The organism is Minwuia sp. IMCC3060, assembly GCF_029909435.1.
Lineage (GTDB): Bacteria > Pseudomonadota > Alphaproteobacteria > Minwuiales > Minwuiaceae > Minwuia.
Genome location: NZ_CP123782.1, coordinates 2,091,346 through 2,112,962, shown reverse-complemented (window position 1 = coordinate 2,112,962; position 21,617 = coordinate 2,091,346). Strand labels below are relative to the sequence as shown.

19 protein-coding genes are annotated in these 21,617 nt (G+C 64.5%); 3 read left to right on the top strand and 16 right to left on the bottom strand.

Features of this window, described 5'->3' with window-relative positions; translation table 11 throughout:
- Window positions 1-81 precede the first annotated feature (81 nt).
- Entirely contained in the window at window positions 82-1,233 is a 1,152-nt protein-coding gene (gene dapE, locus QGV54_RS09925; RefSeq protein WP_281016994.1) for a succinyl-diaminopimelate desuccinylase, read from the bottom strand.
- 140 nt (window positions 1,234-1,373) lie between these two features.
- On the opposite strand from dapE, the gene QGV54_RS09920 reads away from it, so the two are divergent.
- Window positions 1,374-1,811 carry a nucleoside deaminase gene (locus tag QGV54_RS09920; protein ID WP_348637705.1) on the top strand — a complete coding sequence of 146 codons (438 nt, stop codon included), beginning with the start codon at window positions 1,374-1,376 and terminating at the stop codon, window positions 1,809-1,811.
- A 143-nt stretch (window positions 1,812-1,954) separates the two neighbouring features.
- Here QGV54_RS09920 and QGV54_RS09915 read toward each other — a convergent pair whose 3' ends face one another.
- Window positions 1,955-3,067, bottom strand: a complete 1,113-nt coding sequence (locus QGV54_RS09915; protein WP_281016996.1) for a zinc-binding dehydrogenase — start codon at window positions 3,065-3,067, stop codon at window positions 1,955-1,957.
- 305 nt (window positions 3,068-3,372) lie between these two features.
- Here QGV54_RS09915 and QGV54_RS09910 point away from each other — a divergent pair, with 305 nt between their 5' ends.
- Together QGV54_RS09910 and QGV54_RS09905 are read left to right on the top strand one after the other, a co-directional pair.
- Entirely contained in the window at window positions 3,373-4,062 is a 690-nt protein-coding gene (locus tag QGV54_RS09910) for a hypothetical protein (protein WP_281016997.1), read from the top strand.
- 34 nt (window positions 4,063-4,096) lie between these two features.
- Window positions 4,097-5,230 carry an Ldh family oxidoreductase gene (locus QGV54_RS09905; protein ID WP_281016998.1) on the top strand — a complete coding sequence of 378 codons (1,134 nt, stop codon included), beginning with the start codon at window positions 4,097-4,099 and terminating at the stop codon, window positions 5,228-5,230.
- Window positions 5,231-5,317: 87 nt separating this feature from the next.
- Here the strand turns inward: QGV54_RS09905 and QGV54_RS09900 are convergent, their stop codons facing one another.
- The 14 genes from QGV54_RS09900 to QGV54_RS09835 form a co-directional block, all read right to left on the bottom strand.
- On the bottom strand, window positions 5,318-6,541 hold the full coding sequence (locus QGV54_RS09900; protein ID WP_281016999.1) for an alkyl sulfatase dimerization domain-containing protein: 1,224 nt from the start codon (window positions 6,539-6,541) through the stop codon (window positions 5,318-5,320).
- Window positions 6,542-6,689: 148 nt separating this feature from the next.
- On the bottom strand, window positions 6,690-7,754 hold the full coding sequence (locus QGV54_RS09895) for a TAXI family TRAP transporter solute-binding subunit (RefSeq protein ID WP_281017000.1): 1,065 nt from the start codon (window positions 7,752-7,754) through the stop codon (window positions 6,690-6,692).
- 302 nt (window positions 7,755-8,056) lie between these two features.
- Entirely contained in the window at window positions 8,057-8,773 is a 717-nt protein-coding gene (locus tag QGV54_RS09890; protein ID WP_281017001.1) for a helix-turn-helix domain-containing protein, read from the bottom strand.
- 96 nt (window positions 8,774-8,869) lie between these two features.
- Entirely contained in the window at window positions 8,870-10,405 is a 1,536-nt protein-coding gene (locus tag QGV54_RS09885) for a carboxyl transferase domain-containing protein (RefSeq protein WP_281017002.1), read from the bottom strand.
- A 28-nt stretch (window positions 10,406-10,433) separates the two neighbouring features.
- The gene (locus tag QGV54_RS09880) at window positions 10,434-12,071 is read right to left on the bottom strand and encodes an AMP-binding protein (RefSeq protein WP_281017003.1); all 1,638 of its coding nucleotides are present in this window, start codon (window positions 12,069-12,071) and stop codon (window positions 10,434-10,436) included.
- A 94-nt stretch (window positions 12,072-12,165) separates the two neighbouring features.
- The gene (locus QGV54_RS09875; protein WP_281017004.1) at window positions 12,166-13,713 is read right to left on the bottom strand and encodes a carboxyl transferase domain-containing protein; all 1,548 of its coding nucleotides are present in this window, start codon (window positions 13,711-13,713) and stop codon (window positions 12,166-12,168) included.
- 6 nt (window positions 13,714-13,719) lie between these two features.
- Entirely contained in the window at window positions 13,720-13,932 is a 213-nt protein-coding gene (locus QGV54_RS09870) for an acetyl-CoA carboxylase biotin carboxyl carrier protein subunit (RefSeq protein ID WP_281017005.1), read from the bottom strand.
- Window positions 13,933-13,960: 28 nt separating this feature from the next.
- Window positions 13,961-14,611: a TetR/AcrR family transcriptional regulator gene (locus tag QGV54_RS09865; RefSeq protein ID WP_281017006.1), complete on the bottom strand. Its 651-nt coding sequence runs from the start codon at window positions 14,609-14,611 to the stop codon at window positions 13,961-13,963.
- A gap of 94 nt (window positions 14,612-14,705) precedes the next feature.
- Complete coding sequence (locus QGV54_RS09860) at window positions 14,706-15,365, bottom strand: TetR/AcrR family transcriptional regulator (RefSeq protein ID WP_281017007.1); 660 nt, start codon at window positions 15,363-15,365, stop codon at window positions 14,706-14,708.
- A gap of 26 nt (window positions 15,366-15,391) precedes the next feature.
- Complete coding sequence (locus QGV54_RS09855) at window positions 15,392-17,032, bottom strand: AMP-binding protein (protein ID WP_281017008.1); 1,641 nt, start codon at window positions 17,030-17,032, stop codon at window positions 15,392-15,394.
- A gap of 63 nt (window positions 17,033-17,095) precedes the next feature.
- A complete protein-coding gene (locus tag QGV54_RS09850; RefSeq protein ID WP_281017009.1) occupies window positions 17,096-18,403 on the bottom strand; it encodes a TRAP transporter large permease in 1,308 nt (435 codons plus the stop codon).
- Window positions 18,404-18,973 (bottom strand): TRAP transporter small permease, encoded by a 570-nt coding sequence (locus QGV54_RS09845; protein ID WP_281017010.1) that lies wholly within the window; start codon window positions 18,971-18,973, stop codon window positions 18,404-18,406.
- A 31-nt stretch (window positions 18,974-19,004) separates the two neighbouring features.
- Window positions 19,005-20,126, bottom strand: coding sequence for a C4-dicarboxylate TRAP transporter substrate-binding protein (locus QGV54_RS09840; RefSeq protein ID WP_281017011.1), 1,122 nt, complete (start codon window positions 20,124-20,126; stop codon window positions 19,005-19,007).
- Between the two features lie 318 nt (window positions 20,127-20,444).
- Entirely contained in the window at window positions 20,445-21,605 is a 1,161-nt protein-coding gene (locus QGV54_RS09835; RefSeq protein WP_281017012.1) for a phytanoyl-CoA dioxygenase family protein, read from the bottom strand.
- Window positions 21,606-21,617: the final 12 nt, after the last annotated feature.

Below are 21,617 nucleotides of genomic sequence, written 5' to 3'. Positions count from 1 at the left end.
CCCCACCCCCAACCACGCCGTGCCCGGACTTGATCCGGGCACCCAGGGTGCCGCTGAAACACGGATGGACGCCGCGCTGTCTCAGCCGAAGAAGCCGCGCAGCACCCGCTCGTAGATGTTGGTCAGATGGGCGATGTCGTCGATCCCGGCACGCTCGTCGACCTTGTGCATGGTCTGGCTGACCAGGCCGAATTCGACCACCGGGCAGGCATCCTTGATGAAGCGGGCGTCAGAGGTGCCGCCGGTGGTGGACAGGTCCGGCGTGACCCCCAGTTCGGCCTGGATGGCACCGGAGAGGATCTCGGTCAGCGGTCCAGGCGCGGTCAGGAACGGGTCGCCTGAATTGCGCACGGTCAGGCTGTACGGTCCGCCGACCGCGTCGCAGGCGTCGCGCACCATCCGTTCCAGCCCCGCCGCGTCCTGCAGCGTGTTGTAGCGGACGTTGAACCGCGCCTCCCCACGGGCGGGAATGACGTTGGAGGCTGTGTTGGCCACATCGACGGTGGTGATCTCCAGATTGGAGGGCTGGAAATGTTCGTTGCCCTCATCCAGTTCCAGCTTGGCGATGCGGTCCAGCATAGCCACCAGCCGGGGCACGGGATTGTCGGCCAGGTGCGGATAGGCGACGTGGCCCTGTGTGCCGGAGACCACCAGATGGCCGGAGAAGGATCCGCGCCGCCCGATCTTCGCCATCTCGCCCAGTGTGTTCGGGTTCGTCGGCTCCCCCACCAGGCAGGCGTCGATGGTTTCCCCCTGCTGTTTCATCCAGTCCAGCACCTTCACCGTGCCGTTGATTGCCGGGCCTTCCTCGTCACCGGTGATCAGGAAGGCAATGGAGCCGTCCAGCCCGTCACCGATCACCCGCGCGGAGGCCTCCACCATGCAGGCGATGGCGCTCTTCATGTCCGTGGCGCCGCGCCCGAAGAGCTGCCCGTCAACGATCTCCGCCCCGAACGGGTCGCGGGTCCAGGCCGCGTTGTCGCCCACCGGCACCACGTCCACATGTCCGGCGAAGCAGAAGGTCGGCTTGCCCGTGCCGATGCGGGCGTAGAGGTTCTCCACATCCGGCGTGTCCACGTCGGAGAAGGTCATGCGGTGGCAGGTGAACCCCAGTGCCGTCAGTGCCCGTTCCAGCACCGCCAGCACTCCGGCATCCTCCGGCGTCACGGAGGAACAGCGGATCAGGTCGCGGGCGAGATCGAGGGCAGTCGGGACGGGGGTGACCTGGTTCATGGCGGGGCCTCGGCAGAAGGGGCTGTACAGATATGCTCGGCCTCAGTCTTGGCACTCCCTGCGGACGGGGGCAAGCTGTCAGCAATTGGTTAGGAGTTTGCTGGAATAGTCTGATGATGGATTTCGAGAAACCGAGTCCCATGTCCCAGGCGCTTGATGCGGCGGGCGGGGCGCTGAACCGCAGTGAAGTGCCGGTGGGCTGTGTCGTGGTGCATGCACCGACGCAGCGCATCATCGCGCGCAGCGGCAACATGACCAACTCCCGCCACGACCCCTGTGGCCATGCGGAGATCCTGGCCCTGAGGCAGGCCGGCATGGCCATGGGCACACCGCGCCTGACCAACTGCGACCTCTACGTCACCCTGGAACCCTGCACCATGTGCGCCGCCGCCATCAGCCACGCCCGCATCCGCCGCCTCTATTACGGTGCCAGCGATCCGAAGGGCGGCGCGGTGGAAAGCGGCGTCCGCTTCTTCCAGCAGCCCACCTGCCACCATGCGCCGGAGATCTACCCCGGCATCGATGCCGACCGCTCGGCCGAACTGCTGCGCCGCTTCTTCCAGCAGAAGCGGGTGTAGGGCGTTCGCCTGTCTGATCGCGGCACCGGCCCGCTCCCCCACCCGGCCACCCACGGGAGTATCCTTATGGGTGGCCGGGTGGGGGAGCGGGCCGGTGCGGTCCATCACCTGATGAATCGTATCAGGGGCAGTTCAGTGCGCCCTCAGCTCCAGGGCGTGACGAGGTACTTCTCGCCCGTCTTCATCGTGCGATAGTCGGTCACCGCTTCCTTGGTCAGCATTTCCTCGAGATTGACCTTCCTCTTGTAGCTGCTGGCAAAGGTGGTGGTCAGGGTGTCGAGCACGCGCTGGCGCATCCGGCCCATGGTCTCCATTCCGGCCATCTGCAGGAACGGGAACAGCAGCCAGCCGGACAGGGTCCAGCCGAAGCCGTAGCTCGGTGACAGTGTCGTCTGACCGACATTCAAGCGGCCATAGATGAACATGCGCTTCTGCTGGTTGGAGCCGTAGCGCGAGTATTCCTTCATCTTGCCGACGGCGACCTGTTCCATCGCCTTGAAGACCGTGTCGACCATCTTCCCGCCGCCGATGGGATCGAAGCCGTAGAAGGCGTCTGTCTCGTCGATGGCAGACCGCAACTGCTGCGTGAAATCGTCATCCGAGGAATTGACGACATGTGTGGACCCGAGCTTCTTCAGCAACGCGACCTGGTCGTCCTTGCGCACGATATTGACAAGCCCCAGGCCGTCTTCCTGGCAGATGCGGGTCAGCATCAGACCCAGGTTGGAGGCGCCAACCGTGTGCAGCATCGCGTTCTGCCTGTCCATCTTCGCATTCTCGACGAAGCCCAGCGCGGTCATCGGATTGACGAAGGCGCTTGCCCCGTCCTCCGACGTGTGATCGCCGAGCGGCAGGCACATGGCGGCATCGGCGAGGCAGTACTGGCTGTAGGCATTGCCCGGAACACAGGCGACCCGCTGCCCCATCAGCGCCTTCGCCGCATCGCTGTCACCCACCGCAACGACCGTCCCCGCGCCCTCATTGCCGGCGGGCAGCTTCAGCCCGTGACGGGCCTTCGATCCGGTGTTGAACGGCTCTGGCATGGTGGCGACGAACTTGCCGGGCGAATATTCCGCGTTCTCCAGGTCCGCCGCACTGGTCAGGATGGCGAGATCCGACGGATTGATCGGTGCCGCCTCCATCTTCACCAGAACCTTGTTCCCCGTCGGATCAGGAAAACTCACATCCTCGATCGCCACCGTGAGCGTGCCATTGCTCTCCAGCGTGGTGAAAAGCTGCTTGCCGGTCGTGCTCATGTCGGTCTCTCCCTGTGTGGTGTCTGGTGTGTGAAGCCCTAGTTAGGGTCCGGACCCCGGCACGGGAAGTGTGAATGTCGTTGGGGCGAGTCGCTGGGCCGCAGTATCTTTGAAAATCGAGGCTGCAATTGTGAACGAGCCACCAATCATTTCGTGTGGATCAATTCATTCGCACTACGACATGCCCACCAGCCATTCTCCACCCGGCAGTTGTCGCGTACGATGGATCCAGAGCAGCGACAGATTGCTTTCATCGCCGGGTGGTCATAGCTCCCCGGCGGCAGGTTTGAGGGAGAGAGAAACGCATGATTGATGACCCGCCGCTGATACGGCTGAAGCGCAACCCGCCGCGTCCGACCGATGCGCAGATCGAGGCGCTGCGTGGGGTGCCGACGGGCTTTGTGGTCGATGCCATGGATGGCCGGGGCGCCCTGTCGTTCACCATCAAGCCGGTCGATCCGGATGCAAGCAGCTTCTGCGGTGTGGCCGTGACCTGCCACGCCGGGCCTGCCGACAATCTGGCGGTCCTGGCCGCGCTGCCGCAGGTGGGGCCGGACGATGTGATCGTGGCGGCCACGGACGCGTTCCTGGAGACCGCGGTCATTGGTGATCTTGTGTTGCACATGGCGAAGAACCGGGGTGCCGTCGCGCTGGTCACCGATGGTGCCGTGCGGGACACACCGGGCATCCTTGATGTCGGACTGCCCTGTTTCTGCGCCGCGGTGACCCCCAACTCACCGGCGAAGAACGGCCCCGGTACGGTCAATATGCCCATCAACCTGGGCGGTGTTCAGGTCAATGCCGGTGACCTGCTGATCGGCGATGTGGACGGTGTCGTCGTGGTGCCCTTCGGCAGGATCGACGCGGTCATCGCCCGGCTTGTGGACATCCGGGCCAAGGAAGACGAGATGATGGCGGCGGTTGCGGGTGGGCTCGGCGTGCCGGGACACATCGAAGACCTTTATGCCAGCGGACGTGTCGAGAGCATCGACTGACGGTGACGGGAATCGGACAGCCGGGGAGGGCCGTGTGAGCAAGATCAGAGAAGAGGGTGACCGGGTATTCGTGCCGGTGGAGGTCATGCATGCGCTTGGTGCAGCGATCTTCGAAGCCGCCGGCAGTGAACCTGTCGAGGCCCGGACCATCGTCACCAGACTGGCGGGCGCGAACCTTCGCGGCCATGACAGTCATGGCGTGATCCGCATCCCGCGCTACGTGCAGTGGGCCAGGGAAGGCATACAGGTGCCGAACCAGAAGCTGCGCGTCCTGTCGGACCAGCCGGGCATCGCCATCGTCGACGGGCAATATGGCTTCGGCCAGACCATCGGCGAACAGGCGGTCGATATCGGTATCGAGAAGGCGCGGTCGCAGGGTGTCTCGATGGTCGCGCTGCGCAACTCCGGTCACATCGGCCGGATCGGCGACTGGGCCGAGCGGGCGGCTGACGCGGGGCTGGTCTCGGTGCACATGGTGAACGTGCGCGGCTCGCTGCTGGTGGCGCCGTTTGGCGGTGTCAGCCGTCGCAGCAGCACCAACCCGTTCTGCATTGGCGCACCCATCGAGGGCAGCGATCATATCGTGCTGGATTTCGCGACCTCGCTGGTTGCCGAGGGAAAGGCGCTCGTGGCGCTGAAGGGGGGCAAGCCGCTGCCGCCGGGTGCGCTGGTGGACAGTGACGGCACCATCACCTCGGACCCGCGCCCGCTCTATGGCGAGACCGGGGACAGCATCTATCCCGATCCGTCGCAGGGGCCGGGCGCATTGCGGGCCTTTGGCGATCACAAGGGCTTTGGCCTGAATTTCATGATGGAGGTCATGGCCGGTGCGCTGACCGGGTCGGGGACAGCGGGCAAGCTGGATGAACCGGAACGCCGCCGGTTCTGCAATGGCATGCTGTCGTTCTACATCGACCTGAAGGCAATGGACGGCGCGCCACGCGAAATGGGTGACAGCTTCGCGGCGGAGGTTCTGGACTATCTGGCCTTCGTGAAATCCGCCGTGCCGACCGAGCCCGGCGGGGAGGTCCTGGTTCCGGGCGAGCCGGAGCGGCGACTGATGGCCGAACGGCTCGCCAGCGGCCTGCCTCTGGCGCGTCAGGCATGGGACGACATTGTCGAGACCGCGCGCACTTCCGGCCTCGACCCGGATGCCTACATCGCCTGAATTGGGGCAGGGATAGGGGGGATGACGCGGCCCCGGAGGCGCTGACGGTTCGCTGTCAGCCGAGCGGGGGCGCGTCGTTGCCTCCACTTACCCCCGCAACCGCTTCGCCCCCGACCGGTAGATGTTTCGGCTGACCACGGACGGATGCTCCTGGCCGAAGCTCTCCAGCAGGTCGGCCTTCATCTCCCGTGCGGCGCGCACGTCGGCGTCCGCCACCGGACCCTGCGCCAGCAGATCAAGGACGTGCAGGGCCAGTTGGGGCTGGCCGCTGTCGCGCAGGCTCCGGGCGGTCTTCAGGACGGTTTCACGGTCGGAGATGGCGGCGAGCAGGGCGGCGGCGACGTCGTCGGGTTTGCCGGGATGCAGGTCGGTCGGGTTGCGGCTGGTCCACCAGCCGTTCTCTGCCCGGTAGATGTCGCGCACGATATATTCGGGGCAGCCGTAGATCGGTTTCATGGCCGGGTGTTCGAAGATCTCCGGCGGGTATTCCATGTCGTGGATGATCTCGTGGTCGGTCATGCCGGCGTTCATCCGCTCCACGACCGCCGTGCGCAGGTAGCGGAGCGACCGCGCGCCGACGCCCAGGACGTCGGCAATCTGTTCCTTGCCCTCCAGCGGCTGGCCCCATTCGGGGATCAGCAGGTCCGGTTCGCGGGCGATCATGGCCTCCAGCGTTTCGGCCCAGCGGATGGCGTCTCGGATGGTGCGCAGCGGCGTGCCGACATTGGGGCAGGACTGGATGACGGCCGAGCCGCCATAGAGCACGCGCTCCTCCGAGATCCAGAAGCCGATGGCGTCATCGGTCTCCGACGGGGCGTGAAACACCTCGATCTGTCGGTTGCCGCCGTCGATGGTCAGGCTGTCGGTGAAGGTCTCGGTGGGATAGCAGAACTGGTCGGCGGAGATGTTGTTGCCTAGGCCGCCATCGGGGAACTGCATCCGGTTCAGATGTTCCTGCAGGCCCGCAGTCTCGATGTAGCGGTCATAGCGGAGCACCAGATTGGCGTGGGCGATCAGGCGCGGGGGCGGGTCGCCGCGCTCCTCCGCGTGGGCCTGATAGGCGGGGATGCCGAAGTTGTAGCCCAGGTGACCGTGGCTGTAGAGGATGGCATGGACCGGCAGATCGGTGACGCTGCGCAGCTTCGCGATCATGCGGCCCGGCATGCGGCGACCGCCGCCGGTATCCACCTGTACCACGCCGTTGGTTGTCTCGACGGCGACGCTGTTGCCCATGGCGCCAATCAGGTGAATGCCGGGCGCGATGGTGGAGAAGAATTCGGAGGGTTTGACGACCTCCGTCTCGATGCTCATGGGTCTGTGCTCCGCCGGAAGATGGGGTGCGGCAGACAAGCCGGTTGCCCGTGCGGGACCAGAAACTGGCCCGCCGCACCTGAGTTTTGGGAGGGGTGGGGGCTGCCGCGGCGGCGACAGACCCCGGTCGTTCAGGAGGCGTCGGTGATCACATGGCCTCAGGCGGAACCAGCGCCGCCGGAATCTCGACGCCCTGTTCCTTGTAGTAACGGTAGGCGCCGATGTGCAGCGGCACGTTCATCTCGTTCAGCGCCGTCTGCAGCGTGATCGCCTTCATCCATGGTGCGGTGGCATGGATGTCGTCCAGATGCTCGAAGAACGCCTTCACCATGTCGTAGACGGTCTTCTCGTCCAGCCACTTCTGGGTCTGGATGCCGACCCAGGAACCGATGGTGTCGACTGCTTCCGTATTGACCTGGTTCTCGTAGGAACCCGGCGGAATCTGCCAGATGGTCCGGCCCGGATACTTCAGCGCCGCCTGGATCAGCTCGTGATCAAACGCGTTCTTGGGTATGCCGAGAATGCGGATGTCACGGACGAAGGCAAACTGCTGGATCTGGGCGCTGGGAATGCTGGTGGGCACCATGTAGACGTCCATCTGGCCATCCAGGAAGGCAACCTCGGCGGAGGACCAGTCATAGCGCATGGCCTCGTAGCCCTCGTCCGGCTTCAGCCCCGTCACGGCCTCCACGACGTCGGTCATGACCTTGGTCGCGGCACCGGCGGGGGGGCCGAGAAAGACCTTGCGGCCCTTGATGTCGGCCAGCGTCTCGATGCCGGAATCGGCGAAGGTGATGATCTGGTACGGGCCCAGCGGATAGTTGATCATGCCGCGCAGGTTGGCATTCATCTCCGGCGCGTTGTCGACCTTGGCGAACATCGCGGTCTTGTTCTGCATGTACCAGTTGATGGTGGGCGCACCGGTATAGAGGTCCACCTTCTGCAGCGCAGCGTCGATGGCCGACTTGGTTGCCGGCTTGCCGGTGGAGACCTGGATCTCGATCGGCAGGTTCTTCTGCACCACCTGGGCGAAAGCGATCATGAACTGACCCACCGTCGTGCCCGGCGGGTTGCTGGCCATGGTCAGGAATTTCTTGTCCTGCGCCTGGGCCGTGCCCGGCAACAGGGTCGCCTGGGCCGAGCCCAGTGCCAGTCCAAGGGTCGCAGCCGTCAGCATGCCTTTCGCTGACAGCAGGTGATTGAACGCTCCCATATTGTCCTCCCCGGAAGTGTCGCGTTTGTGTCGTCGAACGTCTCAACGATGCGCAGGGTATGCCCGCGTACGGAATTAACTCATACAGGTTATCCTGTCGTGCAGTATTCGCAAGCACGATTCTCTGCAGACTCGGCCCGCATGCGGATGACAGAGGGGTGATGATGTCTAATAATCAGAAATATATGGATATTTGCAATATCCGGAAAAAGACGACGGTTGTGCTGCCGAGCAGGGTCTAACCCATGTACATTAGATTGCCGTAGCGAGCTTCCGGTTGCCGTAGAGGCATCACCGCGATTTCAGAGACCGCCGGAGTCCCGCAGTGCGGCCACGACCGCTGGCGACGGTTGCGAGTCCAGGATCGCGACGATGGCGTCATCCAGGCTGAGGAACTCCAGCTCCGCGCGCCGTGCGTCCCAGCCCTCGGCGGACTCGGAGGCTGCGCGCTCGACCCGGGCCAGGGCATTCGCTGTCATCTGCAGGGCCAGGCTGTAGCGATGCCTGACAAGGCGTTCGGGCAGGAACGGCTTGGCCTCCAGCAGGGCATCGAGGATCAGTTTCAGCCCTTCGGTCCGCTCGTCCTTCTCGAACTGCTTCCAGATCGGCCGGTCGAGCCAGAGCATGCTCTGGAACCGCAGATACCAGGTGTCGTTCAGGTTCCGGAGCAGATGGTCGGTCAGCGGTCGTGTCATGGCTTCCGCTATGTCGCGGGATTCCAGGGGCAGGGTGCCGCGCCGCGCCCGCGCCTCCCGCACCAGCCTGACGCGGGCGGCATTGATCGGGGTGGTGCGCAGTTCCAGGATCGCCGCAACAAGGCCTTCGCGCGATCCGAAGTAATAGTGGATCGCGCTCTCGTTGCGCTGCCCCGCAGCCTGATTGATGCGGCGCAGAGAAGTGTTGGAGATGCCCTCCTCGGAGAATATCCGCTCCGCCGCCAGAATCAGCGCCAGACGGGTATCGATCCCGCCCTCACGCTCCTTCGACTCCGCCCGTCTGTTCCCATTGCTGGCCACCATTTCCCTGTCAGTTCCTCTTCTCGCATCAGCCGGGCTGTTCCCCTACATACCGCAAGGCGGCTCCGGATACATCACGGTACGGAACAGGACAGCAGCTCAGATCGGGGCGATGGTCAGCTTCTTGGTGGTGCGCTGTGGCGGGCTGGGGAAGGTGTCCATGGTGGCGGAAAGGATCTGGCGCGTGTCGACGGGGTCGATCACATCGTCGAAGCCGAAGCGTTCCCCTACCCGCAGGCTGGTATTGTAGGCCTTCAGCTCATCCGTGTAGGCACGATGGGCCTCCGCGCGTTCTGCCGGATCGGCGATGGCTTCGAGTTCTGCCTTGAAGATGATGCTTGCCGCACCCTCCAGACCCATGCCCCCGAACTCCGCGGTCGGCCAGGCCAGCAGGATGGCCGGGTGCAGCGGGCGGGAGCCCATGATGTAGTAGCCCAGACCATAGGCCTTGCGCAGCACCACGGTCATCAGCGGCACGGTCGCGTTGGCCAGCGCGGACAGCAGGCGCGCGCTGTGGCGAACCAGTGCGGTCTTCTCGATCTCCGGCCCGACCATCAGGCCCGGCGTGTCGCACAGCAGCAGGATGGGAATGTCATAGGCGTCGCAGAGTTCGACGAAGCGGGCCGACTTGGCACATGCCGGGCTGTCCATGGCACCGCCAAGAAACATCGGCTGGTTGGCAACGACACCCACGGTACGGCCGTCGATCCGGGCCAGCGCGGTCACCATGGCCCGGCCCCAGGCAGGTTTCAGCTCCAGCACGCTGTCCGTATCGGCCAGCCCCTCGATCACCTTGCGTACATCGTAGGCGCGGCGCGGGCTTTCCGGCACCAGATCGCGCAGCTTCTGCGGATCGGGGGCAGGGGCGGGTTCTGCGGGACCAGTGAAGTAGGAGAGGTAGCGGCGCGCCAGACGGCAGGCATCGGCATCATCTTCCGCCATCAGGTCGATGGAACCGGCCTTCATGTGCACCTCCGCCGGACCGATCTCCTCCGGCGTCAGCTTCATGCCCAGCGCGGCCTCCACCAGCGGCGGTCCCGCCATGCCCATGGATGCGTTCTTCGTGGCGATGGCGCAGTCGCTGAGACCCGCAAGGTTGGCGTGTCCGGCAAAGGCCCGGCCCGGCACGATGCCCACAGTCGGGGCGAGGCCGGAGAGGCGGGAGAAGGTGACGAAGGTCGTCGACATGCTCATCGACTGCACGAACATGTCGTGCGGTCGGGCACCGCCGCCATCCAGCCAGCACAGCACCGGCAGCCGCTGCCGCTCCGCATACTGGAACATGCGGCTGATCTTGCCGTGGTTCACCGCGCTCTGCGTCCCGGCATAGACGGTATAGTCATAGGCGACGATGACGACGGGGCGGCCATCGACCTTGCCGGTGCCCATGACAAGCCCGTCGGCGGCACCCTGCATGCCCTTGGTGGCCGGTTTGGCCAGGCCGCCGTACTCGACGAAGCTGCCTTCATCCAGAAGCTGCGCAACGCCTTCCCGGGCGGTGCAGCGGCCCCGCGCGTGCTGCTTGTCGACCGCTGCCTTGCGCGCCGCGTCGGTCGTTGCGGCATGGGCATCGAGCACTGCCTGCAGCCCCGCCCGCACCTGGGTGTCGGGTGACGTCTGTTCCGGTTTGTCCATGGTCATTTCCGTTCTCTGTCTGATGCTGTCAGGCGAGCGTGCCGAGCCTGTCGCGGCTGATCTTCACGCCGGCCCTGTCGCGGTCCCAGGTGTCGGCGGTGACGCCTTCGTCGCGCAGCAGGTGTTTCTGTACCTTCTGGGTCGGGGTCTTCGGCAGGTCCTGCAGGACACGGATGAAACGCGGGATCATGAAATGCGCCATGCGCGGGCGCAGGAACTCGAGCAGGTCGCGCGGGTCCACGGTGCGGCCCGGCACGGGGGCAATGACGACCAGCAGTTCGTCCTCCCCCAGTTCGCTGGCAACGCCCACCGCCGCGCTCTCGCGGACATCCGGGTGGGCATTGACCTCGTTCTCCACCTCGAAGGAGGAAATGTTCTCGCCCCGGCGGCGGATCGCATCCTTGGCGCGGTCAACGAAATAGAAGGTGCCGTCGGCGTCGCGGCGGAACAGGTCGCCGGTATGGAACCAGCCATTGCGCCAGGCCTTCGCCGTTGCCTCCGGGTTCCGGTTGTAGCCGTGGTTCAGGCCCCAGGGGCGTTCATCGCGCACGATCATCTCGCCGATCTCGCCCGTTGCGACCTCGCAGTCATTGTCATCGACCAGGCGGACGGATGCGCCGGCGCGGACCTTGCCACAGGAACCGGCCTTGGTCGGATTCCGCTCCGACATGAGCTGGCAACTGATCTCCGTCATGTTGAAGGTTGTGTAGATGTCGACGCCGAAGCGTTCGCTGAACGCTGCCGCATCCTCCGTCAGCGGGACCATGAAGGCGTTGCGCAGGGGGTGATCGCGATCCTGCGGACTTGGCGGGGCCTTCATCAGGAACGGTGTCATCGCACCCAGCAGGGTGAGGCAGGTCGAACCGGAACGGCGGATCGTGTCCCAGAAGGTGTCGGTCTTGAAGGAATCCACCAGCGCGATGGACGCCCCCTTCGCCAGCATGCCGTAGGTTCCGCTGGTGCCGCCCGCATGAAACAGGGGCAGGTTGACCAGGCGGCGGTCATCGGCACCCAGCCAGTCCCGCGCGCTGACCGACATGGTGTAGAGGTGCAGGTACGACGACAGCACACCCTTCGACGGACCGGTGGTTCCAGAGGTGTAGATGATCGACTGCAGCTCCCACGGATCGATGGGGCGTTCCAGGGGCGACGGCTCGTCACCCATGGCCCCCAGTGCATCGATCCCCTCCAAGGCCAGACGCGGAAATTCCGCCGCGCCGCCAACCACCACCAGCCGCTCCAGACGCGACAGGTCGATGTCGGACAGGCGGTCCAGCAGGTCCGCATGCACGATCATCAGCCGGGCATCGGCATTGCGGATCACATGCTCCAGCAGGCTGCCGCGATAGGCGGTGTTCACCGGCACATAGGTGGCGCCGATGTAGTTGATGCCGAACCAGCAGCGCAGCATCAGCGGGCTGTTGGGCAGCCATACCAGCACCCGCTCGCCACGCGCCACGCCCAGATGCTGCAGCCCGCTGCCTGTTCGCGCAGCCTCGGCCCGTGTCCGCGCAAAGGACCAGAGCGTGCCCCCGTCGAACCATGCGAAGGGACTGTCCGGCGTCTCCGTCGCCAGCCGGTCCAGCAGATGTCGCAGGACGCATTGGTCACGCGGCGGAATGCGCGGATCCGCAAACGCCGCGCTGACGGTCTCGTCGCCTTTCATCTGTCAGTCCCTCCCCATCCATGCTTCCCGCAACTCGCGGGGTACCCATCTCGCTGATCGTCCGCCCAATGCCCGTCGGCATCCTCCCCGGGCTTCAGATCGGCGAGATGGATCGGTATTTCGGTGGCATCGCGTTCTCACGCCGGGCCGGTGCCCGTTCCAGGATCTCGATCAGGCGGCGGCGGGTATCCTCGGGCTCGATGATGTCATCGACACCCAGCCCTTCGGCACCACGCAGGGCGCTGACACGCGCACGCATCTCCGCCACGATCTCCTTGCGACGTTCGTCCGGGTCCGGCGCACGCTCGATGTCCTTGCGATAGGCGACGTTGGCCGCCCCCTCCAGCGACATGGCGCAGATCTCGGAGGTCGGCCAGGCCAGGCTGGCGTCGGCATCGAAGCTGCGGCCACCGCACATGGCGATATAGCCGAGGCCGTATCCCTTGCGCAGGACAATGGAGACCCTGGGAACCGTGGCATGGCCAAGCTCGTAGACCATGCGGGCGCTGCGTCGTCCCAGCAGGCTCTTCTCCGCCGATGACCCGATGGAGAACCCGGGCACGTCGATCAGATAGACGAGCGGGACGCCGAACGCGTCACAGACCGCCACGAAGTGCGCGATCTTCTCGCAGGCGGGGGATGTCAGCATGCCGCCGAGCTGCATCGGCTGATTTGCAATGATGCCGACCGGTCGGCCATCCAGCCGGGCCAGGGCCGTGACCGCGTTCTTCGCAAAGGTCGGCTTGATCTCCAGCAGGCTGTCGGGATCGACCAGCCGGGCAATGACCTTGCGCACATCGTAGGCCTTGCGCGTGTCGGCGGGGACAAGCTTTGCCATCAGCGCCTGCCGGTCGTCATCGGGCGGAGGCGCGGTACAGGGCAGGGGCGCGCGGGCATTGGAGGGCAGCAGGCCGAGGTAGCTGCGCACGGCGCCGAGCGCCTCCGCCTCGCTGTCCACGCCCAGATGGGCGAGGCCGTGGGTATCGACCTGTGCGCCGGCACCACCCAGTGTCTGGATGTCGATCTCCTCCCCCGTGCCGGCCTTCACCAGTGCCGGTCCGGCAAGCCCCATGCAGGACTGACCCCGCACCATGACAACGAAATCGGACATGCCGGCATAGTTGGTCGGTCCGGCAAACCCGGCCCCCATCATCACTGAGACCACAGGCACCCATCCCGACAGTCGCGCAAAGTCGTGGAATGTGGGCGAGCCATTGGCGAAGTGGCGGGAGTCCTGGCCGTCCTGGATGCGGTGGCCACCCCCGTCCAGCAGCATGACAAGTGGTGCGCCGTCCCGCATTGCCTGCTGGATCGCGCGCCTGATCTTGGCACTGCCGAGCTTGCCGCTGGATCCGCCGTGCACCGTGAAATCCTGCGCCAGCACGACGGCGGGCCGGTTGCCGACAAGGGCGCAGCCCATGACGACGCCGTCGGCGGGACGCTCCTCCCGCGTGCCGTCATCGTCGCGCACCAGGCCGCCGATCTCCCGGAAGCTGTCGGGATCGCAAAGCATGGCGATCCGCTGCCGCGCCGTCATCTCGGCACGTTTCATCTGGCGTTCGACCGCCCGGGGCCGGGCACCATCTTCAAGCGCGGCACGGGCGTCCGCGATTTCCTGCCCGTCGGGGGATTGAGTGCTCATGTCCGGTCAGGTTCCGATGCGGGCGACGACCTGACCCTCCTGAACGCTTTCCGCCTCTTCGACAAGGATCTCGGTGATGCGCCCATTGCCGGGCGCGCCAACCGGGATTTCCATCTTCATCGATTCCAGGATCATGATCTCGTCCTCTTCCTCCACCGTGTCCCCCACGGCGGCGACGATCTTCCAGACCTTCCCGGCGATCTCTGATTTGACGTCCATGCTGCTTCTCCCCTCAAGTTTCTTGCGTTCACTCAGACGGCGTGATCGCCGTCGGTATGCCTGTAGAAAGCGCCTCCCTGAAAAGGCTGATCAGGTGCTTTCCAGCGGTTTCGAGATTGGTCGTGCCGTCATCGACGAGCGACTGGACGATCACGCCCCGGACCGCACCCAGGATGGTCGTTGCCGTCTGGTCGAGATCCGTGCCCGGCCGGAGTTCGCCCCGCTCCTCGGCTTCTGCCAGGTGGCGGCGGAACCCCTGTCGATAGGCCTCGCCATAGGCCCGCATGCGTGGGCGCAGCTCCGGCATCGCGCCGATCGATTCCATGTAGAGCTGATAGACGGTGATGGTGCCGGAGGCATCATCGCGCGCGCCCTGCAGGTGCGTGTTCATGCGGATGAACAGGGCGTCCAGCCCCTTCCTGTCGCCGATCTGCCGGGCGACGCGGCGCTCGAACCAGCGCTCCGAGGCATCGACGACTTCTTCCAGCAAGGCCAGTTTTGTTCCGAACCGCGCTGCGGGCAGGCCACGGCTGTAGCCGGCTTCCAGGCCGATCTGGGCCAGGCTGGTGGCGACTGACCCCTGCCGACCGATCAGCCGGATCGCCGCCGCCAGCATCTCGCGATCGGAATCGTTGCGGCGTTGGGACTGGGTACGGCGCGAGGGTGAGGAATCAGCCATGCCTCATAAACTTGTTTGTTGACCAGCAAATTAATAGCCTGGACCCGTTCCCGCCACAAGTGTGTTGCGCGCGGTGAAGCCATGTCCGTCTGCATCAGCCCGGTCGCGGGATTTCGTCAATCAATTCCCTGATGATGCTTTCGGCCGCGGTCATGATGTCATCGTCCCCAAGACCGATCAGCGCCTGGACAGCCACACCATGCATCGCGGAGAGGATCAGCGTCGCGTGCCTCTCCGTGTCCAGCTCGGCCGGCAAGGCACCGGCCGCTCTGGCCGTTTCGAGGTCGCGCAGGATCCCCTGGCGCCAGCGTTCGTTCAGCCGCTGCACCCTGGGGCGCAGTTCGGGCAAGGTCGCCGCAGAATCGATGATCAGCAGGAAGAGGGCGACAGTCGGTACCCTGGATTCCCGAACCGTCTCAAGGTGCGCGCGCACGCGCTCACGCAGGGACTCCAGTCCGGAATGGCCCTCCAGCCGTGCCGCCAGCCGCCGCTGAAACCAGGCATCCGAGGCATCGATCACGGCTTCGAGCAGATTGGATTTCGAACCGTAGCGCTCCGTGGGCAGGCCGCGGCTGTACCCGGCAGCCACCCCGATCTTCGCAAGACTGACCCCTGCGGAACCATGCTTCGCGATCAATTGTGTCGCTGCGCGAAGCATGCGGCTGTCGGACTCGGCCCTGCGTTCCGCCTGGGTTCGACGGCTGTCGCCATTGGCTTCGCCGACGATCTCGATCTGATCCAGATCCTGTTCCACCCGCGATCCGATCTCCCTTGTTGATGTCAGCCGCTCAGTTTCTCCCGCCGGACACGAATGCCAGCCTTGTCGCGATCCCAGGTGTCGCCGGTGACACCTTCGTCGCGCAGATTGACCTTCTGCACCTTCTCCGTGGGGGTCCGGGGCAAGCGGTCAACGATCCGAACATAGCGGGGCACCATGAAATGGGCCATCCGCGGGATCAGGAACTCGATCAATTCGGTGGGATCGATGGTCTTGCCGGCCGCAGGCGCAACCACGATCATCACTTCGTCTTCACTGACGTCACTCTTCACGGCAATGGCCGCGCATTCCTGGATTGCCGGATGCGCCAGCACCTCGGTCTCCACCTCGAAGGACGAGATGTTCTCGCCACGGCGACGGATCGCATCCTTCATGCGGTCGACGAAGTAGAAGTTGCCATCCGCGTCCTTGCGGAAGCCGTCACCGGTATGGAACCAGCCATTGCGCCAGGCCTTCGCCGTGGCTTCCGCGTTCTTGTAGTAGCCATGGTTCATCGTCCAGGGGCAGTCGGCACGGATGATCAGTTCCCCGACCGTACCGACGGGCACCTCGCAGTCGTTCTCGTCGACGACGCGACACTCCACCCCGTCGCGTGGTGTTCCCGCACTGTGCAGCAGTGTCGGGTTGACGGGGGAGATCAGCGGACAGGAGATCTCGGTCATGTTGAACAGGGTCATGGTCTGGACCCCGAAACGCGCCCGGAACTCGGTCGGGTCGAAGTCGAAGGGCACCAGCATGACCGTGCGCAGCGGGTTGTCCTTTTCCTCCGGTACTGGATCCTGCTTGGCGAGGAACTGTGCCATCACGCCCAGCAGGATGGCGAAGGTGACCTGGGTATCCTTGATCGTCTTCCAGAACGTGGCCGTATTGAAAGCATCCACGATGGAGATGGAGCCACCCATGGCCAGCATGATGTGGGCGGGCAGGGTGCCGCCGACATGAAACATCGGCAGGCTGAGCAGATAGCGGTCATCAGCCGAGATCAGGGCAGTGCCATCTTCCCCCGGCAGGTTCGAGTAGGCCGCACCTGTCATGTAGGCATGCAGGTAGGACGAGAGAACGCCTTTCGATGGTCCGGTCGTGCCGGAGGTATAGATGATGGACTGCGTGTCCCAGGGCATGATTTCCCGTGGGGGAGGGGAGGGTTCGGCATCGGCTGGCGCCAGAACATCCGCATCATGCACCGTCAGGTCCGCGCATGTGTCCAGCTTGCCGCCGATGATCACGACGGTATCCAGCCTGGCCCTGTCGATATCCACCAGCCTCGGTGCCAGTCCGGCATGGGCGATGATCAGGCTGGCGTCGGCGTTTGCCACCACATGGGCCAGGATGCCGCCCTTGTAGGATGTGTTGATCGGGACATAGACGGCGCCGAGGTAATTGATCGCGAACCAGACACGCAGCGCGTCCTGCCCGTTGGGCAGCCAGCTGACGACATGGTCGCCCTGCTTCACCCCCAGTTTTTCCAGCCCCGCAGCGGTGCGCCGAACCTGCTCCCGCAGTTCCCGGTACGTCCATTCGGTTCCGTCCGGAAAGACCGCATAGACCTTGTCCGGCGTCTGTGACGCGTTGCGGTCGATCAGGGGGCGGGTGACACAGATATCCGGTGCAGCCATCCGGCTGTCGATGAGAGCTTCGGTCATTGGGATGCTCCTGGGGTTTTCGTGCGGGTCAGGTCATGGGCTAGGGGCGTGCCGGACGCGCCCCTAGCCCATGAGTGTGGGCAGATAGGTGATGATGCCGGGGAAGATGATCAGCAGGGCAACGACAACCGCATCCGCCACCAGGAACCACATGATTCCACGGAAGATCGTCGACAGGCTGGCAAGATTGCCCACGACCCCCTTGATGACAAAGACGTTGAGCCCGATCGGTGGTGTGATCATCCCGATCTCCAGGAATTTCACCAGATAGACACCGAACCAGATGAGGTCGAAGTTGCTCTTCTCCAGCACCGGCAGCAGCACCGGCAGGGTCAGCAGCATCGCGCCCAGTGGATCGAGGAACATGCCCAGCACCAGATAGAGCAGGGAAATGCCCAGGATCAGCGTCAGCGGGTCGGCCTGCAGTCCCAGAATGGCGGAGGCAATCAGTTCCCCGCTGCCCGAGAGCGCCAGGAAACGGGTCAGCAGATTGGCGCCGACCGCGATCAGGAACAGGGCACCCGTCGTGGTCAGGGTCTCGATCACCGCATTCCAGAAGGCTTCCCGTGTCAGCGACCCCTTGAGGGCGGAGATCAGGATGGATGCGAAGGCACCGATGGCACCGGCTTCCGTTGCCGTGAACAGGCCGGCAAAGATACCGCCGATGACGACAACCAGGATAACGATCAGGGGCCAGGTCTTGCCGAGGTGTTCCAGACGCTCCGACAGGGGCGGAGTCTCGTCCAGGACCGGTGCAAGGGACGGGTTCAGCCTGGCCCGGATGTAGATCATCGCGACATAGGCAAAGGCCGTCAGCAGACCGGCGCCGACACCGCCGATGAACAGCTTGCCGATCGGCACTTCCGCAAAGACACCGAATAGGATCAGCAGGATGGAGGGTGGAATGAGTGCGCCCAGCGTGCCTGCAGCGGCAATCGTGCCGGTGGCGAGGGCGGCGTCATAACGCTTGGCGATCATCTCGGGCACCGCGATGCGGCCCATTGCGGCGGCGCAGGCGACCGAGGAACCGGTCACCGCCGCAAAGCCTGCGGATCCCACGACAGAGGCAATGGCGAGACCACCGGGGACCTTTGCCATCCAGCTTCGACAGGCGTCGAACAGGCTCTTGGTCAGTCCCGCGTGATAGCAGACGAAACCCATCATCAGGAACATGGGTACCGATGACAGGGTCCACTTCGCAGCGAAGTCGTAGGGTATGGCGGACAGGATTCCCCAGGCGGGGCGGCTGCCGATCATGATGTAGATGCCGCCGAAGCTGACCATGATCAGCGCGATCCCGATGGGGAACCGCACCAGCAGCAGGGTGACAAGGACGCCGAGGCCGATCAGGCCGATGATCTCGTTTTCCATTCAGCTCTCGTTCCGTTCGGCTTCGCGTGCGAGCGCCTGTTCGTGGGCTTCTGCGTCGAAGGCGGTCTCACCGAGGCCGCTGGCCAGTCCGGTCACGCTGTTGCAGAAGCGATAGAGAAGGATCAGGGCGAACAGCCCGAACCCTATCGGCAGGACGAAATAGCTCGGCCAGATGATGATCTTGAGGCCGCTCTCCAGGATGTTGGCATCGACGCTGAACTTCTTCAGGGACTCGAACCAGAGCCGGTGGGCAATACCGCCGGCCACCACCGCCGACACAAGCCAGACAGCGCCAATCACCAGCTTCTGCCAGCGTTCCGAGAACTGCCGGAAGATCACCTCGACGGAGATGTGACCGTTCAGTTTCTCGGACAGGGCTACGGGCAGGTAGGCGACGATCACCATGTAGTAGTGCGACACGATGAGCGAGGTCGCGGGAATCGGCCAGTTGAAGAGATTCTTCAGCAGCACGTCCGCCACGATCTGCAGCATCATCAGCATGACCGCCGCCGCCCCGATCATCGTCGAGGCGGCGACAAGCCATGACAGCACACGTCCCAGTGCTTTCATGGGGCGGACTTCCTTCCGGTAGCGGCTCGGATCAGAGCGTGGAGGGATCGATCTTCGCGAAGATTTCCTTCACGAACAGGTCCGAAACCGCCTTGGTATCCGAAACATCGACGTCGGCGGTCAGCTTGACCCACTTCTCGACCAGACCATTGATGATCTGCAGCTGCTCTTCCGCGTCCTGGATACCGAACTTTTCCCGGTTCAGCTTCGCCACCGCCTTCAGGTCATTGGCACGGAACTTCGCTGTCGCTTCAGCAGCTGCTGCCGAAGGCTCGACGATCTCGACACCAACGGTGCTCGGGTTCCGGAACAGGGCCTGGTTCTCGGCCAGATAGGTCACCGTCGTCCAGGCAACCGACGAACCGCCGGCCAGGATGAAGGACTTCTTGTCCGCATCCGACAGATCGTTCCAGACGTCGCGGTTCAGGTTGAACATGCTGTTGCCGATGTAGACGCCGATCGGGGCATCAAGGACATAATCGGTCACTTCACCGATGGAGAGGCTGCGCAGCACGTCGAGCGTGTGCGTGTTGCCGTCAAGCTGACCCTGGCTGATCGATTCATAGATATCGTTCGCACCCAGGACGACAGCCGTGGCACCCATGGCCTCGACCCAGCGACCGAAGGGGCCGAAACCGCGGATCTTCTTGCCCTTGAAATCTTCCGGCGTGGAGATCTTTTCGACGGACATCATGTAGTAGGGGCCGATCACGGACGTGCCGAGGAACACCTGATTCTGTGCCTTGTATTCGTTCAGGCACTTGCCGCAGTTGGCCAGGTACTCGTTGGCGGCACCGGCAATCGCAACCGGATTGACACCCGCCGTGGCCATGTCGACCAGCAGGTTGCCATAAGGGAATTCACCGCGGTGATAGGCCGGTACGACGTAGGCGACATCGGCGATGCCGTCACGCACACCGTTCATGGATTCGGCAAAGTTCAGCAGCGAGAGCTCGTACACCTTTCCCGTGTAGCGGCCTTCCGTGCGCTTCTCGATCTGTTCTGCGAACTGGTACATGCCGCGGACCAGGCCGCCGCTGCCGGTGTTGCCGATGGCAATGCGCAGTTCATCTGCCTGTGCGGGGGCCGATGCCATAGCGGCAGCAAGCCCCATGCAACCCGCAACGAGTGCGGACGTGATCTTGAGGGTCATCTGTTTCCTCCCCTGAACCTCTTTACCCTACGACAGTAATTTATTTGTTGGGCAACCAGCAAGTTTGTTTGGGGCGGAGGTGCTGTGCTGAAATTGCAGGCGTTCTGGCGGCCAGGCCCCTCTCATGTACCCGAAGCACCTGTCCGTCAGGCGGCTGCTGGGCTGGCAGGGCAGGTATCGTGGGCAGGGAACCGTCCTGTCGCCCGGGCAAGCGTCTTGTCCTTGCCGGCCTTGCGGCCGCGACGGAACTTGCCCGTCAGGGGCGGGGTTGCGGCAAGACGATGCTGGACATCGCAGCTGCCGCAACCGCCTGAAACCTCAGATGCTCAGGTCTTCCAGGTTGTAGTCGTGGACGTCGGCACGGGCCGCATCGTCCCAGGTCCAAGTCTCGCCACTCTCCACATGCGGCAGATAGGCGAAAGGAGTCTCGTCGGGGAAGCGCTGGCGGCGGGCATCGATGCCATAGCCGATCATGCGCGCGCGACGGCGGATGCGCTCGGCATCATAGATCGTGGGGGCGTTGTGGATGCCGCCGCCCGCGACGCCCAGCACCGACCGTCGGCGGTGGAACCCGAAGTTCACTGTCACGCGCCAGTCCGGGCTGGTATTGGCGAAGGACCCATGGACGACCTGGCGGTTGGTGATGACCACATCGCCCGGCGCACAGACCATCGGTACGGCATCGGGCAGGCGGTCCGAACCCGCCGCCGCGCACATGCCTGCAATATCGACCTTGTTCAGCTTGTGCGTGCCCGGCAGCACCCAGACACCGTTGGCCGGTGTGCAGCCATAGAGCTGGGCCATGAAGTTGAACCCGTGCGTGCCCTGATCCCACTCGGGGGCGTCCCAGTGCGTCACGCCATCCCGGTGCCATGCCACCGAAGCACCCAGTCCGGGCTCCTTCAGGAACAGGGCTTCGTTGAAGGGGACGAAGTCGTCGCCATTGATCGCGGCTGCAATCCCGAGGATTTCCGGGTGGCCATAGACCCTCAGGCAGGCCTCCGAGAACTGCAGCGACCCGAGCGACAGATAGACGATCTCCTCCGGCGCATCCGCGGCCGCCTTCGGCTCCGACATCTTGACCGGATGGCGCCCGGCAGCGGCATCGGTGCCGCCAAAGGGGTCACCCAGTGGTTTGGACCAGAACAGTGTAGGCGCCTTGTTCCCGACGCCCATGGCCGGACGGCCCTGTGCATCCAGCTCGGCACCCTTGTGGACGGGGAACCGCGACCGCAGGTGGTTCACGTCCGCTTCTATGTCGGCCAGCTCGTCGGGTTTCAGCACGCCTTCGAAGACGTAGAAGCCGCAGCGCCAGTAGGCCTCGACAATGTCCGGGTGCAGGGCACCCTTGCCGACGAAGCGAATGGGACCGCGGTTGCCGAGAGCCATCGCGCGTTCCAGACCTTCTGTCTGATAACGCTGCATCTCCGCCTCGTCGGCGCCGAAATCGACGCCCGTGGGGTGTCTGGGTGCATTCATGGTCCGGCCCTC

What these genes read in the sequence shown, in the direction of transcription:
- dapE (WP_281016994.1), bottom strand. Translation starts at nt 1,233, where the DNA reads ATGAACCAGGTCACCCCCGTCCCGACTGCCCTCGATCTCGCCCGCGAC.
- QGV54_RS09920 (WP_348637705.1), top strand. Translation starts at nt 1,374, where the DNA reads ATGTCCCAGGCGCTTGATGCGGCGGGCGGGGCGCTGAACCGCAGTGAA.
- QGV54_RS09915 (WP_281016996.1), bottom strand. Translation starts at nt 3,067, where the DNA reads ATGAGCACGACCGGCAAGCAGCTTTTCACCACGCTGGAGAGCAATGGC.
- QGV54_RS09910 (WP_281016997.1), top strand. Translation starts at nt 3,373, where the DNA reads ATGATTGATGACCCGCCGCTGATACGGCTGAAGCGCAACCCGCCGCGT.
- QGV54_RS09900 (WP_281016999.1), bottom strand. Translation starts at nt 6,541, where the DNA reads ATGAGCATCGAGACGGAGGTCGTCAAACCCTCCGAATTCTTCTCCACC.
- QGV54_RS09895 (WP_281017000.1), bottom strand. Translation starts at nt 7,754, where the DNA reads ATGGGAGCGTTCAATCACCTGCTGTCAGCGAAAGGCATGCTGACGGCT.
- QGV54_RS09890 (WP_281017001.1), bottom strand. Translation starts at nt 8,773, where the DNA reads ATGGTGGCCAGCAATGGGAACAGACGGGCGGAGTCGAAGGAGCGTGAG.
- QGV54_RS09885 (WP_281017002.1), bottom strand. Translation starts at nt 10,405, where the DNA reads ATGGACAAACCGGAACAGACGTCACCCGACACCCAGGTGCGGGCGGGG.
- QGV54_RS09880 (WP_281017003.1), bottom strand. Translation starts at nt 12,071, where the DNA reads ATGAAAGGCGACGAGACCGTCAGCGCGGCGTTTGCGGATCCGCGCATT.
- QGV54_RS09875 (WP_281017004.1), bottom strand. Translation starts at nt 13,713, where the DNA reads ATGAGCACTCAATCCCCCGACGGGCAGGAAATCGCGGACGCCCGTGCC.
- QGV54_RS09870 (WP_281017005.1), bottom strand. Translation starts at nt 13,932, where the DNA reads ATGGACGTCAAATCAGAGATCGCCGGGAAGGTCTGGAAGATCGTCGCC.
- QGV54_RS09865 (WP_281017006.1), bottom strand. Translation starts at nt 14,611, where the DNA reads ATGGCTGATTCCTCACCCTCGCGCCGTACCCAGTCCCAACGCCGCAAC.
- QGV54_RS09855 (WP_281017008.1), bottom strand. Translation starts at nt 17,032, where the DNA reads ATGACCGAAGCTCTCATCGACAGCCGGATGGCTGCACCGGATATCTGT.
- QGV54_RS09850 (WP_281017009.1), bottom strand. Translation starts at nt 18,403, where the DNA reads ATGGAAAACGAGATCATCGGCCTGATCGGCCTCGGCGTCCTTGTCACC.
- QGV54_RS09845 (WP_281017010.1), bottom strand. Translation starts at nt 18,973, where the DNA reads ATGAAAGCACTGGGACGTGTGCTGTCATGGCTTGTCGCCGCCTCGACG.
- QGV54_RS09840 (WP_281017011.1), bottom strand. Translation starts at nt 20,126, where the DNA reads ATGACCCTCAAGATCACGTCCGCACTCGTTGCGGGTTGCATGGGGCTT.
- QGV54_RS09835 (WP_281017012.1), bottom strand. Translation starts at nt 21,605, where the DNA reads ATGAATGCACCCAGACACCCCACGGGCGTCGATTTCGGCGCCGACGAG.